Annotated in this window: 10 protein-coding genes; 5 read left to right on the top strand and 5 right to left on the bottom strand. The window is 61.6% G+C overall.

The features are described from left to right. Positions 1–51: 51 nt before the first annotated feature. The 5 genes from QOM08_RS14680 to QOM08_RS14660 form a co-directional block, all read right to left on the bottom strand. Positions 52–2,709, bottom strand: a complete 2,658-nt coding sequence (locus tag QOM08_RS14680) for an excinuclease ABC subunit UvrA (protein WP_188250812.1) — start codon at positions 2,707–2,709, stop codon at positions 52–54. A 295-nt stretch (positions 2,710–3,004) separates the two neighbouring features. Next, positions 3,005–3,991, bottom strand: coding sequence for a phosphoribosyltransferase (locus QOM08_RS14675; RefSeq protein ID WP_281459179.1), 987 nt, complete (start codon positions 3,989–3,991; stop codon positions 3,005–3,007). Positions 3,992–4,098: 107 nt separating this feature from the next. After that, the gene (locus QOM08_RS14670; RefSeq protein WP_173406915.1) at positions 4,099–4,548 is read right to left on the bottom strand and encodes a DoxX family protein; all 450 of its coding nucleotides are present in this window, start codon (positions 4,546–4,548) and stop codon (positions 4,099–4,101) included. A 150-nt stretch (positions 4,549–4,698) separates the two neighbouring features. After that, complete coding sequence (locus tag QOM08_RS14665) at positions 4,699–6,258, bottom strand: GMC family oxidoreductase (protein WP_223194325.1); 1,560 nt, start codon at positions 6,256–6,258, stop codon at positions 4,699–4,701. A 369-nt stretch (positions 6,259–6,627) separates the two neighbouring features. Further along, a complete protein-coding gene (locus QOM08_RS14660) occupies positions 6,628–7,389 on the bottom strand; it encodes an alpha/beta hydrolase (protein ID WP_316911780.1) in 762 nt (253 codons plus the stop codon). 292 nt (positions 7,390–7,681) lie between these two features. On the opposite strand from QOM08_RS14660, the gene nosR reads away from it, so the two are divergent. The 5 genes from nosR to QOM08_RS14635 are packed head-to-tail and all read left to right on the top strand — an operon-like array spanning position 7,682 to position 14,910. After that, the gene (gene nosR / locus QOM08_RS14655) at positions 7,682–9,850 is read left to right on the top strand and encodes a transcriptional regulator NosR (RefSeq protein WP_223194326.1); all 2,169 of its coding nucleotides are present in this window, start codon (positions 7,682–7,684) and stop codon (positions 9,848–9,850) included. A gap of 53 nt (positions 9,851–9,903) precedes the next feature. Next, on the top strand, positions 9,904–11,823 hold the full coding sequence (gene nosZ, locus QOM08_RS14650; protein WP_316911779.1) for a TAT-dependent nitrous-oxide reductase: 1,920 nt from the start codon (positions 9,904–9,906) through the stop codon (positions 11,821–11,823). Positions 11,824–11,849: 26 nt separating this feature from the next. Further along, positions 11,850–13,169 carry a nitrous oxide reductase family maturation protein NosD gene (locus tag QOM08_RS14645; protein ID WP_188250814.1) on the top strand — a complete coding sequence of 440 codons (1,320 nt, stop codon included), beginning with the start codon at positions 11,850–11,852 and terminating at the stop codon, positions 13,167–13,169. After that, on the top strand, positions 13,166–14,083 hold the full coding sequence (locus tag QOM08_RS14640; protein WP_047225821.1) for an ABC transporter ATP-binding protein: 918 nt from the start codon (positions 13,166–13,168) through the stop codon (positions 14,081–14,083). Before QOM08_RS14645 ends, QOM08_RS14640 begins: the two co-directional genes overlap by 4 nt. Further along, positions 14,080–14,910: an ABC transporter permease gene (locus QOM08_RS14635; protein WP_076384487.1), complete on the top strand. Its 831-nt coding sequence runs from the start codon at positions 14,080–14,082 to the stop codon at positions 14,908–14,910. The genes QOM08_RS14640 and QOM08_RS14635 overlap by 4 nt, the downstream gene beginning before the upstream one ends. Positions 14,911–14,931: the final 21 nt, after the last annotated feature.

The raw sequence follows: 14,931 nt of genomic DNA, 5'->3' as shown, positions 1-14,931 counted from the left end.
CCAGCGGGGATAACCCCCTCGCCACAGGCCGTGCGCCAGGCAGGTTGCCCTTCAACCTCCAGGCTGCAGCACCCTGCCCAGAAAGGCCGCCGTTCGACTTTCCTGGCATTTCGCGACCTTCGCCGGAGCCCCGCATACCACGACTTTCCCGCCCTGGCTCCCAGCGCCCGGGCCGATGTCGATGACCCAATCACTCTGCGCCACCACGCGCATATCATGCTCCACCACAACCACGCTGTGGCCTTCATCCACCAGGCGATTTAATTGCACCAGCAAGCGATCCACGTCCTGGGGATGTAAGCCGTTGGTTGGCTCATCCAGCACGTACAAAGTGGCGCCCCGGGCTTTGCGTTGCAGCTCGGTGGCCAGTTTGATGCGCTGGGCCTCGCCGCCGGACAGTTCCGTGGCCGGTTGGCCCAGGCGCAGATAACCCAGCCCGATATCCTGCAGCACTTGCAGTGAGCGCTTCGCCGACGCCTGCTCGGCAAACACCTCAAGCGCCTGGTTCACGGTCAGTTGCAACACCTGAGCGATATTCAGCCCCTGCCAGTTCACTTCAAGGGTCTGGGGGTTGTAGCGATCCCCGTGGCACGTGGGGCAGGGTGCATACACGCTGGGCATGAACAACAGCTCGACGCTGACGAAACCCTCGCCCTCGCAGGTTTCGCAACGGCCTTTGGCGACATTGAAGGAGAACTGTCCCGCATCGAAACCCAGTTCCTGCGCCTGAGGCGTGGCGGCGAACAATTTACGTACGTGATCGAACAGCCCGGTGTAGGTAGCGAGGTTGGAGCGCGGGGTGCGGCCGATGGGTTTCTGGTCCACCTGGACCAGCCGCTTGACCGACTCGAGTCCGGCGGTGACGTGGCCACCGCTGGTTTGCAGCGGTTCATCTTCCAGGCTTTGTTCGTCGGCTTCGGCGTTGTGGCTGGCCTGGCCCAGATGGCCACCCACCAGGTCCAGCAGGGCCTGGCTGACGAGGCTGGATTTACCCGAGCCGGAAATGCCGGTCACGGCGCTGAAGCAACCCAAGGGAAAGGCGGCGCTGAGGTTATCCAGATTGTTGCGGGTGATGCCTTCCAGGCGTAGCCAATCCTTGGGTGTTCGAGGCGTACGCCCCGCAGCGCTGTTCTGGGCAAACAGGTAGGCGCGGGTGCGTGACTCCGGCACCTGCCGCAGGCCCGCGGGTGGACCGCTGTAGAGGATTTTTCCGCCTTGTTCCCCCGCGTCGGGGCCGACGTCGATGAGCCAGTCGGCGCGGCGCATGGTGTCCAGGTCGTGTTCGACCACAAACACCGAATTACCCGAGGCCTTGAGGCGTTGCAGGGCTTGGAACAGCGCTTCGCTGTCGGCCGGGTGCAGGCCGGCGGAGGGTTCATCCAGCACATAGATCACGCCGAACAGCTGGGAGTTGAGCTGGGTTGCCAGGCGCAGGCGTTGCAGCTCGCCGGAAGACAGCGTCGGTGTGCTGCGCTCCAGGGCCAGGTAGCCGAGGCCCAGGTCGATCAAGGTGACGATGCGCTCCAGCAATTCAGCGGCGATGCGTTGGGCGGCCAGGCGTTTTTCCAGGGACAGATTGTGGGTGTGGCGTGCATCAGGCCCACCGGCGTGGGGATTTTCACCCCGGGCGGCGCGTTGCTCGCGGGCCTCGCGGGTTTGCTGGTGGGTGAGGGTTGTTCCCGGTTCCTCGGCTTGTGCCAGATAATCGGGGGCGGCAACGCCCTTGAGCACCTCGGCCAGTTCCAGCAACGGCAGGTGGGACAGTTCGGCGATGTCCAGGCCGGCAAAGGTCACCGTCAGTGCCTGGCGCTTGAGGCGTTTACCTTCGCACACCGGGCAAGGGCTGGCGCGCATGTATTGCGCCACGCGTTTGCGCATCTGGGCGCTTTGGGAGTGCATGAACGTGTGCAGCAGGTAGCGTCGGGCGCCGCTGAACGTGCCTTGATAGCTGGGCTCGAGTTTGCGCTTGAGGGCTGCGCGGGTCTGGGCCGGGGTGAGCCCGGCGTACACCGGGACAGTGGGGGTTTCTTCGGTGAAGAGAATCCAGTCACGCTGCTTTTTGGGCAGGTCGCGCCAAGGAACGTCGACGTCATAACCCAGGGTTACCAGGATGTCTCGCAGGTTCTGGCCCTGCCAGGCCATGGGCCAGGCCGCCACGGCGCGTTCGCGGATGGTCAACGAAGGGTCCGGCACCATGGACGCTTCGGTCACTTCATAGACCCGGCCCAGGCCGTGGCACTGCTGGCAGGCCCCCTGAGGCGTGTTGGGCGAGAAATCCTCGGCGTACAGCATCGGTTGGTCGGCCGGGTAGCTACCCGCTCGGGAGTAGAGCATGCGGATCAGGCTCGACAAGGTGGTGACGCTGCCCACCGAGGATCGCGCGCTGGGCGTGCCGCGCTGCTGTTGCAAGGCCACCGCTGGCGGCAGACCTTCGATACTGTCCACGTCCGGCACGCCCACCTGGTCGATCAGGCGCCGGGCATAAGGCGCGACTGACTCGAAATAACGGCGCTGGGCTTCGGCATAAAGCGTGGAAAAGGCCAGCGACGACTTGCCCGACCCCGACACGCCAGTGAATACCACCAGGGCATCGCGAGGGATGTCGACGTCGACATTCTTGAGGTTGTGCTCGCGGGCGCCACGCACCCGGACGAAACCGGTGTCTTCAGGCAATGGCGAAGCGGAGGCGGGACCGGAGCGTGGGGGCATGGAGCGTTCCTTGTTTGCGTCTGTTCAACGCGTGGAGGCTTTCTGGCGAAACGGCGTCACTCTGAGAGTGGAACCTGAGTCACAGCACTGATATTTATGCGACCGGGTTCGTCGATTCTCGTGCAATAAAAATTTTCTCCGAAGCGAAGAGATGAGAAAAGCTTCGCAATTGTCATGGAAACGGACCCCGGATGCCTCGATCAAAGCTGTTCACTGCTCTGTTTGTTGCGCTGCTGTGGATGATAACCAGCGTGGCCCGCAGTGATAACCAGCGGCGTGTTCGCCATTTTCGCGTTCAGGATGGCGCCCCAGGCGTACCGTGTTTCCAATCTGCCGCGCCGATCAATCTTCCCCGGCCGCACCCGGCATCCCACCAGATGACCCGCAGCAAAGGCGCTTGCTGCGCGATCAGGATCGCTTGTGTCGGGTCGCTTTCAACGAAGTGCGTGCACCCCAATTGTACGCATGCCCGGGCTTTGTAGAGGGCAACCTGTTCTGGGCTGTCGTTGCACGAGCGGGTATCTCTCATGATCAGCGGTGTCCCGCCATGGCCGTGCTGGCTTAGCCAGGCTTGAGTACGAACGCGATCCATCTCCGGGCGCCCGGTGATAATCGCCTTCACCCGCCCCAGAGGTGGCAGCTGCTTGAAGGGCTCGAGGCGGTCGCGTTCGCCAAGCGCCGCACTCAAGTCCGCCGCATAACGTTGGAGCGGGATATCTGGAAGCAGTATTCCGTCGAGGTCGATGGCGTACACGTCGTAATCATGGTCATGGGCCATCCTGCCGGTACGCCCGCCACCGGTGTCGATCCAGCGATCGCGATAGGCGCAGGTAAGGGCTTGGCGCTCCCAAGGGAACTGCAAGAAATACCCTCGCCCGTCCAGCCCGTAATCGGGGCGTATACCGCTTAGGTCGTCAAAGCCGACAGTGAAAACCCTCACGATCAATCCCCTGCGCTGCAAGAATGCCAGGCAGTCCTTCAGGGTGTGCCCGGTGCCAGCGATGTCTTCACAGAGCAACACCTTGCTGCCTGGAGGAGGAAGGGGGATCGACGAGTCCCAAATCACGCTCCGATCGACCCGGTAATAGCGCAAAAAGGCCGGTTCAACGCCCGTGGCATGCGAGACCATCAGCGCTAAGGGGCCTCCACCTCGCAATATACCGATGATGCTACTGAACGCTTCTTCGAGAAGCGTAGGCTGTATCGACGCGACCAAGCGATCCATCTGCTCATACGAGATAGGCAGCACGGGTTTGAGCACGTGCGATTTCTGGACAGACACTGTTTTATCCGGTGATGAAAGCGAGTGTTCGGTGGGTGCTTGATGGCCCTACGGAGCCGTCACAGGGCTATGGGGTTGGCACAGGGTTCGATGTCCAGTCGTTTGACTCACCACCGTCGGCGTCTATTAAGGAAAGTCTGAAGGACAGATCGCGATACTCGCCCTTTGCTTTCAACCAACGGCAGCAGAGAACGGACGGCATCGCTGCGCAGGTAAAGCGAAGCCCAGGCCGCAATGCCCAACATCCCACTGATGATCTGCGAGGCGGAGCCCAATTCACCCAGGCGCAAATGGGTGCAAATGGCACCACCCAGGAATCCTGTCACCAGTATTGCGCCCAACACGGCGGTTCTCGGAATCATGTAGAGCACGGTGCAAACCAGGATTATGCTGCCAATGACAGAGGAGAGGTGATCGGGGAATCCGGTCAGCTCCATGTTTTTTGCGAGGACTTGGGGCGCGAAAATATTCACACCGGCGTCGGCAAGTAATGCCAACACCACCAGAGCGCCCAGGACTCTGCCCGTCCAGTGCGCGACGCTGGTTTTTTTCTGCATATCTGAAATCATGATTATGACCGTGGTAAAACTCATTGGGTGGGTTGACGCACACGCGTTAATTCAAGCAAGGCCCGGTTCTCCCGCAGGGTTCGGCGCAGCCCTCGGCGAGTGGCCGGCTCGAACACAGTCACCGGCGCCTGCTGACGCTCAAAGCTCGTAAGTGGTCCATATAGCCTCCACGGCCCGCTCACCGATCACGACGCACGGAGCCATCGTATTGCCGCTCGTGACATGCGGCATGATGGAGGCATCGGCAATGCGCAGGCCCTGGACTCCATAGACTCGCAGTTGACCATCGACCACGGACATCGCGTCCTGGCCCATTTTTGCCGTACCGCATTGGTGCCAGTAAGTAACGGCAGCGTTGCGAGCGTAATGTTCGAGCGATTGGGTGTTGAGTTTTCCAGGCAGGCTTTCACGTTTGACCAAGCCCTTGAAGGGCGCCTGCGCGCCCAGTTCCTGGACAAATCGGATGTTTTCCAGCGCGTTGCGCCGGTCGGTCGGATGCGACAGCGTGTTGGGTTCAATGATGGGGGCATCGGTCACATTCGGGCCGCTGAGCTTGACCCGGCCGCGACTTTCCGGATGGGCAAGGCCAGCGAACATTGTCCAGCCATGTGCGGGAACGCCGAGTGAGGCGTTCTCTGCGCTGGGCACTGGAAATTCAACTTGGCAGTGGAACATATCGGGGAGATGCAAAGCGCTTTCGCTGCTCCAGTAGAGCGTCGCCTCCGAGCCGCCGTAACCCACCGGCTGTGGAGCCGCGTATTCGAAAATAACGGCAAAGGACACGTGGTCCTGATGATTGGCGCCAACGCCGGGGAGATGCTGGACGAGCGGAATACCATGGCGCTGCAGTTCCTCCTCCGGCCCCACGCCTGATTGCATCAGGACCTTGGGGGTGTTGACCGCCCCCAACGAAAGAATGACTTCGTGATCGGCGTAAAAGCACTCGATCTGCCCATCTTTTATGGTTTGTACGCCGATGGCGCGTTGGTCCCTGAAGAGCACGCGACTGACAAGCGTATCAGTCAGGACCGTGAGGTTGGGCTGACCACAGCGTGGAGCGACGTAGGCGCGGTAAATGGAATTACGCCGGCCGTCCTTGACGATGAGGTCGTTCAAGGCTGCACCTCCGCGGCCTTCCATCATGGCGCCGTTCGGGTTCTCGAAAGCCGGTATACCCATGCCGGCAGCCGCACTGATCATGGCGTTGGCAATCGGTTGGGCGTCTCGCACAGGCGCGACATGAACCGGTCCGCCCTTGCCGCGACGCACCGGATCGCAGGTGCCCTGATAGTCTTCCACGCGTTGATAAATTTTCAGGACCGACGCGTAGTTCCACGCCGGGTCGCCACTGAGTGCGGCGAAGTCTTCCCAGTCGTTTTTATGGCCGCGGGCCCACAGCATGACATTGACGCTGGACCCGCCCCCCAAGCCGCGGCCCATATTCAATGGGATTTTCCGGTCGTTGAGATGAGGGTTCGCGGCGCCCACGAAGTTCCAGTCGCGCTCGGTGCCCAGGTTCAGCGGCCAATTCCCCGGTTCCAGCACGTGGGGGTGGTCATCGCTGCCTCCCGCCTCGATGAGCAACACTTCCACCTCGGGATTCTCGGCCAGTCGTCCGGCCACGACGGAGCCGGCGGTTCCCGCGCCACAGACGATGAAATCGAAATGGTGTTTATTCCGTGCGCAATTCATAGGCATGAGCGAGGTTCCTTGGTCGGGGTGGTATCGCTCGCCAGGTTCAAGCGTAGATCGAGGTGCAAAATCATTGCTGGGGAGAACATGCGGTGAATCTCGCTAGGGTATTGATAGGGGAAGCCGGGCACGATGACGGGTCAATCGACTGCCGTTTTGTTTGCTGGGCAATGAGTGACGGCAGGGGGGCAAAAGGTTCCAACGGATGTTTGCCGGCGGCTGGGTAGCAGGAGGCGAAGCTCAATCTCGCCAGATGTGATGACTGCTGCGAGGGAAGTGCGTTGCGTCCGAGCTTCCGCCAACCTGTCCTGAGACCGGTTGCAATCCATCCTGACGCAGCACTTCCCTCGATCCCGGCGCAGAAGAGGCCTGAAATTATTGGCTCTTCTGAACAGCCTGGATGATGACTTTTGCAACATCTGCCGGGCGTGACTGTTGCGGCACGTGGCTGGCGTCGATTTCGGTGACCTTGGCACCGATCTTCTTGGCGAAAGCTCGCTGCAGATCAGGCTGGATCATCCGGTCTTCCTTGGCCACGACGTACCAGGATGGCTTGCCTTTCCAGGCGGCGGCGCTGGTTTTGTCATCGAATGCCGAGGCGCGGATCGGCCCTTGCGTCGCGGCCATTACCGCGGTTTGCTCTGCGGAAAGATCCTGGGCAAAACCGGTGGCCATGCCCTCGGCGGTCATGTACAAGAAACCGTTTTTGTCGGCGGCGATGTCTTTCACGCCGGACGGAGCAGGGTAGTCCTTGCCCAGGTTTTTACTGGCTTGACCGGCATCCGGAGCGAACGCGGCGACGTACACCAGGCTGCGTACTTTCTTGTCGGTGCCAGCCTCGCTGATGACGGTACCGCCCCAGGAGTGGCCGACCAATACGACATCGTTCTCCTGGTTGTTCAGCACACGTTGCGTGGCGGCGACATCGTCAGCCAGCGAGGTCAGCGGGTTTTGTACCACGGTGACCTTGATGCCTTCCGCCTGCAGCAGCGGGACGACCTTGCCCCAATCGGATCCGTCGGCGAAAGCGCCATGGACGATGACGACAGAAGGTTGCTGCGCCGCGGCATGGACCGCGCCGCCGAACAATGAACAGGTCATGGCGAGTGTGAGGGCAAGGGCCTTGGGTTTGAACATGATGCGATCTCCTGTATGGGGTGAGCGCAGTTTCAGCAATACTCGGCGGCTGAGGTATCGGTCATTTATCCGAGGCCGTGAATAATGTTCAATCGAATGCCCGGAGGAAACGACATGTCGGCAGGTGGCGCGGCTGCGCGGGGACCGGTGGCTCACTTGGACCAGCCGCCTGATTGCGTCGAGCCCGGCACTCGGAGGAGTTCATTTCCTCAACTTGATTTCAATCAAGGGCCGCGCAGGGGAGAGGGTCCTACCATGATCGCCAAGATCCTGTCCTTAAGCCCTGGCGTCCATGACCCCTCCCTTTGTGATGCTGCACCCATCCCGCTTCTGGCTCCATGGGCTGCTCGTTCTCCTGCTGTTGATCGCAAGCCTCGCCCAGGCCAAGGACTACGGTGATATCCAGCAACAGCGCATCCACCAGGTCCTGAGCCCGGTCGATTCGATCTCCGAGCCCGACGGCCCCTTCAAGGTTCGCAAACTGTCCGCTGCCGGCAAGGTCGTCGGCTATGTGTTCCAGAGCTTGGATGTGGTGGACATTCCCGCTTATTCAGGCAAGCCCATCAACGTCCAGGTGATCCTCGATCCGGCCGGTGTGATCCTCGATGCTTTTGTGCTTGAGCACCACGAACCGATCCTGCTGATCGGCATTGCCGAAGAAAAACTCCACGCGTTCAGTGCCCGCTACAGCGGCATCAAGGTCAATCAACGGGTGGTGGTGGGGCATTCCAGCGACCCCAACGCGGTGACAGTGGATGCAATTGCCGGCGCCACCGTGACGGCGATGGTGGTCAATGAAGTCATCATGCGCGCCGCTCACGATGTCGCGGTTTCCCTGGAGCTGGTCAAGGGGGACGCGGGGTTGGCGGTGGCGCCGGCACGCGTGCGCGATGACCTCTACGAACCCGCCGACTGGAAAACCTTGACCGGCAACGGCGCGGTGCGTCGCCTGCACCTGACGCGCGGCCAGGCCGATGCTTCCTTCAAGGGGACCGAGGCCGAGGGTGTTGAAGCCGCCAGCGCCGAGCAAGCAGACGACACCTTCATCGACCTGTATGTCACCCACCTGAACCCGCCCACCATCGGTCGCAACCTGCTGGGCGAGGCGCAATACCGCACGTTGATGGCCGAACTCAAACCCGGCGAGCAGGCCATCGCCGTGATGGGCAGCGGTCGCTATTCCTTCAAGGGCTCGGGGTATGTGCGCGGCGGCATTTTCGATCGGGTACAGGTGCGTCAGTTCGGCGACGCCATCAGCTTTCGCGACCTGGACTTCCAGCGTCTGGACGACGTGGCGCCGACGGACATGCCGGAGTTCGACGAAATGGCGATTTTCATCGTCCGCGCCTCCCACCGTTTCGACCCGGGTTCGCCCTGGAGCCTGGAGCTGCTGGTGCGTCGTCAGACCGGACCTGTCAGTGGCATCTTCAGCAGCTTTGAACTGGCTTATCAATTGCCCGAGCCCTATCTGGAAAGGCCATTGCCAACGGCTGAACAACTGGCAGCTGCCGAAGAAGCCAGCCGACCGATGTGGTTGACCCTCTGGTACCAGAAAAGCCTCGAGATCAGCGTACTGGGCGTGGCCCTGCTGGTGCTCACGGCGATCCTGTTCCTGCAGGATGCGCTGGCCCGGCGCCCGAAGCTGTTGCACTGGGTCCGCCGTGGCTACCTGATGTTCACCGTGGTGTTTCTCGGTGGTTATGCATTGGCCCAGCTGTCGGTGGTCAATGTGCTGACCTTCGTTCATGCCCTGTTCGAAGGCTTTCGCTGGGAACTGTTCCTCACCGATCCGCTGATTTTCATCCTTTGGGTGTTCACCGCCGCCAGCATTCTGTTGTGGGGGCGCGGGGTGTTTTGCGGGTGGCTGTGTCCGTTCGGTGCGTTGCAAGAGTTGCTCAACGAGCTGGCGCGCAAGTTGAAAGTGCCGCAGTACGAGCTGCCGTTCGCCGTCCACGAGCGACTCTGGGCAATCAAATACATCATTTTGCTGGTGCTGTTCGGCGTCTCGCTGGAGTCGATGTCCAGCGCCGAACGGTTGGCCGAAGTGGAGCCCTTCAAGACCGCCATCACCCTCAGGTTCGACCGTCAGTGGTGGTTCGTGGCGTATGCGCTGGGTCTGCTGGTGGTCAACCTGTTCACCCGCAAAGTCTATTGCCGCTACATCTGCCCGTTGGGGGCCGCCCTGGCGATGCCGACCCGGCTGCGGCTGTTCGACTGGCTCAAGCGCCGCAAGGAATGTGGCAACCCCTGCCAGCTGTGCGCCAAGGAATGCGAGATCCAGGCGATTCATCCCGACGGCCGGATCAACGCCAACGAATGTCACTACTGCCTCGATTGCCAGATGACCTGGCACAACGAAAACAAATGCCCGCCGCTGATCAACAAGCGCAAGAAGCGCAGCAAGGCGAGCGCGACCGAGACGCAACTGATTCCCGTGGTGCAGGTGAACCCGGCGCCTTGAAACCCCCGAATGTCCTGTCCCTTGACCCTTTCATTCTTCATGGAGCACACAGCATGAGCGATAAAAAAACCGAAACCAGCGGCGCGATCGAAGAACCCAGGGGCGTCAGCCGTCGAGGATTTTTAGGGACCAGTGCGGTGACCGGCGCCGTGCTGGCCGGCGCCACGGCGCTGGGTGGCGCGGTGTTCACCCGTGAGTCCTGGGCTGCGGCGGCCAAGGAAGCCAAGTCCAAAGTCCACGTCGGCCCCGGCGAGCTGGACGACTATTACGGTTTCTGGAGCGGTGGTCATCAGGGCGAGGTGAGGGTGTTGGGCGTACCGTCCATGCGCGAGCTGATGCGTATTCCGGTGTTCAACGTCGACTCGGCCACCGGTTGGGGGCTGACCAACGAAAGCAAGCGCATCCTGGGTGACAGCGCCAAGTACCAGAACGGCGACTGCCATCACCCACACATCTCCATGACCGATGGCAAATACGACGGCAAATACCTGTTCATCAACGATAAGGCCAATTCCCGGGTCGCGCGCATTCGCCTGGATATCATGAAGTGCGACAAGATTCTCACCGTGCCCAACGTCCAGGCGATCCATGGCCTGCGCCTGCAAAAGGTGCCGTACACCAAGTACGTGTTCGCCAACGCCGAATTCGTCATCCCGCACCCCAATGACGGTCGCACGTTCGACCTGCAAGACAAGAACAGCTACACGATGTTCAACGCCATCGACGCCGAAAAAATGGAAATGGCCTTCCAGGTGATCGTCGACGGCAACCTGGACAACTCCGACGCCGACTACACCGGCAAGTACGCCGCTAGCACCTGCTACAACTCCGAGAAGGCCTACGACCTGGGCGGCATGATGCGCAACGAGCGTGACTGGGTGGTGGTATTCAACATCCCGCGCATCGAAGCGGCGATCAAGGCCGGCAAGTTCATCACTCTGGACGGCTCCAAGGTGCCGGTGGTCGATGGTCGTAAAACCGATGGCAAGGACAGCGCGTTCACCCGCTACATCCCGGTGCCGAAGAATCCCCACGGGCTCAATACCTCGTCCGACGGCAAATACTTCATCGCCAACGGCAAGCTGTCGCCCACCGTCTCGATGATCGCCATCGACCGGCTGGATGATCTATTCGACGACCGCTACAAAGACCCGCGCGAGGTGATCGTCGCTGAGCCGGAACTGGGCCTGGGGCCGTTGCATACCACCTTCGACGGGCGCGGCAATGCCTACACCACCTTGTTCATCGACAGTCAGGTGGTGAAGTGGAACATGGACGAGGCCATCCGTGCCTACAAGGGCGAGAAGGTCAACTACATCAAGCAAAAGCTCGATGTGCAGTACCAACCCGGCCACAACCACGCGTCCCTGACCGAAACCAGCGAGGCGGACGGCAAATGGCTGGTGGTCTTGTGCAAGTTCTCCAAGGACCGCTTCCTGCCCACCGGTCCGCTGCACCCGGAAAACGACCAGTTGATCGACATTTCCGGCGAAGAGATGAAGCTGGTACACGATGGCCCGGCCTTTGCCGAACCCCATGACTGCATCCTTGCCCGGCGTGACCAGATCAAGACCCAGAAGATCTGGAGCCGCACCGATCCGTTCTTCGCTGAAACCGTGGCCTTGGCCAAGAAGGATGGCATCAACTTAGAGACCGACAACAAGGTCATCCGTGACGGTAACAAGGTGCGGGTCTACATGACTTCGATGGCGCCGGCCTATGGCCTGACGGAGTTCACCGTCAAGCAAGGCAACGAGGTGACGGTGACGATCACCAACATCGACCAGATCGAAGACGTCTCCCACGGCTTTGTCATGACCAACCACGGCGTGAGCATGGAGATCAGCCCGCAACAGACCTCGTCCATCACCTTCATCGCCGACAAGGCCGGTTTGCATTGGTACTACTGCAGCTGGTTCTGCCACGCCCTGCACATGGAAATGGTCGGGCGCATGCTGGTTGAAAAGGCCTGAGCAGGTTCAACGAGGAGACGGGTTCAATGACCGGTAACCAGCAACAGCCTGCGGGCTACGCTCGCGCACCGGTCATTGCCCTGGTGCTCCTGCTACTGTCGGGCGGCGCGCTTGCCGCGCCGCAGCCGATCACCGACTTGCCATTGCAGGCCGACGGTGAACGGCAATGGCGCCTGCCTGCGGGCCAATACCGCGGCTCGTTCAGCATCGACCAACCCATGACCCTCACGTGCGCGCCGGATGCGGTATTCCAGGGGCAGGGTGAGGGCAATGGGTTGATCATTCGCGCCCCGAACGTCCAGGTCCAGGGCTGTACCTTCCTGGACTGGGGCCACGACCTCACGGCCATGAATGCCGCGGTGTTCATCCAGCCTGTCGCCCAGGGGGCGATGGTCCGTGCCAACCGCATGCAGGGCCAGGGTTTCGGTATCTGGGTCGATGGCGCGCGGGATGTCAGCCTGATCGACAACCGCATCCAGGGCGATCCCGGGCTGCGCTCCCAGGACCGGGGGAACGGCATTCACTTGTACGCGGTACACGGTGCCCGGGTCATCGGCAACCACGTACGCGAAACTCGCGACGGCATCTATATCGACACCTCCAACGGCAACCTGCTCGAGGGCAACATCCTCGAGGACCTGCGCTACGGCGTGCATTACATGTTCGCCAACGATAACCGTCTGTTGGGCAACGTCACCCGGCGCACCCGCACCGGTTATGCCTTGATGCAAAGCCGTCAACTGATGGTCATCGGCAACCGCTCCGAACAGGACCAGAACTACGGGATCCTGATGAACTACATCACCTATTCCACCCTGCGCGACAACGTGGTCACCGATGTTCGCGACGGGTCCACCGGCGACACCATGATCACCGGTGCCGAGGGCAAGGCCCTGTTCATTTACAACTCATTGTTCAACCGCATCGAAGGCAATCATTTCGAGCGCAGCGCGGTGGGCATCCACCTGACCGCCGGTTCGGAGGACAACCGCATCGCCGGCAACGTGTTCGCCGGCAACCAGCGCCAGGTCAAGTACGTGGCCACGCGGTTGCAGGAGTGGTCGGTGGACGGGCGCGGCAATTACTGGAGTGATTACCTGGGTTGGGATCGCAACGGCGACGGACTGGGGGACGTGGCCTATGAACCCAACGACAACGTCGATCGCCTGCTGTGGCTGTACCCCCAGGTACGGCTGTTGATGAACAGTCCGGGTATCGAGCTGCTGCGCTGGGTACAGCGGGCGTTCCCGGTCATGAAATCCCCCGGGGTGATGGACAGCCATCCATTGATGCACGCGCCGCTCCAGCCCCCGCCACGCAACAGTGCTCAGGAGGACGCGTCTTGAACGTCGTCGAGATCGAAGGCGTCAGTCAGCGCTACGGCAATGCCACTGTGCTGCGCGGGCTGAACCTGAACCTGGCCCAGGGCGAAGTGCTCGGGCTGTTCGGGCACAACGGTGCGGGCAAGACCACGACCATGAAACTGATACTCGGTCTGCTGCGCGCCAGTGAGGGTCAGGTGCGGGTATTTGGCCGCGAGCCGAGTGATCCGGGCGTGCGCAGAATGCTCGGTTACCTGCCGGAGAACGTGATGTTCTATCCGCAGTTGAGCGGGCTGGAAACCTTGCGCCATTTCGCCCGGCTCAAGGGCGCGGCGCCAGAACAGGTCGAGCGCTTGCTGGAGGAGGTCGGGCTGGCGCAAGCGGCCCGGCGGCGTGTGCGCACGTACTCCAAGGGCATGCGCCAGCGCCTCGGGCTGGCTCAGGCCTTGCTCGGCCAGCCGCGACTGCTATTGCTGGACGAACCCACCGTCGGCCTGGACCCCATCGCCACCCAGGACCTCTATCAACTGCTCGATCGGCTGCGCTGGCAGGGCACCAGCATCATTCTTTGTTCGCACGTCTTGCCTGGCGTGGAAGCTCACATCAACCGCGCCGCGATTCTCACCCAAGGTCGTCTGTTGGCCCTGGGCAGCCTGGACCGGTTGCGCGAGGACGCGGGGCTGCCGACGCTGATCCGCGCCTCGGGCCTGTCGCGGGCCGATTGGCTTCGCCAGCATTGGCGCAGCGAAGGACACCTCACCCAAGGGTGGGGCGCGCAAGGGCTGCAGGTGTCCGCGCCGGATGGCAGCAAACTCAAGTTGCTGCGCCAGTTACTGGCCCAGGATGACCCGACGGATGTCGAGATCAAACCGCCGTCCCTGGAAGATTTGTACCGTCATTACATGGTTCGCGCGGCGACCGAGGAGGCCGGCTCATGAACCCGATCTGGAACATGGCCCGCAAGGAATTCAGTGACGGCTTGCGCAACCGCTGGTTGTTGGCGATCAGTCTGTTGTTCGCCGTGCTGGCCATCGGCATCGCCTGGCTTGGCGCGGCGGCGTCCGGCCAGTTGGGGTTTACCTCGGTGCCGGCAACGGTGGCGAGCCTGGCCAGCCTGGCAACGTTCCTGATGCCGTTGATCGCCTTGTTGCTGGCCTATGACGCGATCGTCGGCGAGGACGAGAGCGGCACCTTGCTGCTGTTGCTGACGTATCCGTTGGGGCGCGGGCAGTTGCTGCTGGGCAAGTTTGTCGGTCACGGCCTGATCCTGGCGCTGGCGACCCTGATCGGCTTTGGTTGCGCGATGTTCGCCATAGCCCTGCTGGTGGACGATATCGAGCTGAGCCTGCTGCTCTGGGCCTTTGGCCGCTTCATCGTCTCCAGCACGCTGTTGGGTTGGGTTTTTTTGGGGCTGGCCTATGTGCTGAGCAGCCTGTCGGCGGAGAAATCCACCGCCGCCGGGCTGGCGCTGGGGGTGTGGTTTTTCTTCGTGCTGGTGTTTGACCTGGCGTTGCTGGCACTGCTGGTGCTGAGCGAGGGCAGGTTCAGTCCGGACCTGCTGCCGTGGCTGTTGCTGTTCAACCCCACCGATGTGTATCGGCTGATCAACCTGTCGGGGTTCGACGCCGGTTCCAGCGGCGCGGCAGTGCTGACCTTGGGCAGCGACCTGCCGGTGCCCGGGCCTTGGCTCTGGCTGTGCCTGTGGTTGTGGATGGCTGTGCCGTTGTGGCTGGCCTATCGATTGTTCAACCGTCGGTGTCCGTGATTTCTGATCTTGATAGAGGGA

Origin of the sequence: Pseudomonas sp. P105, assembly GCF_032614175.1 — a bacterium.
Classification (GTDB): domain Bacteria; phylum Pseudomonadota; class Gammaproteobacteria; order Pseudomonadales; family Pseudomonadaceae; genus Aquipseudomonas; species Aquipseudomonas rhizophila.
This window is presented reverse-complemented; position numbering and strand designations above follow the sequence as displayed.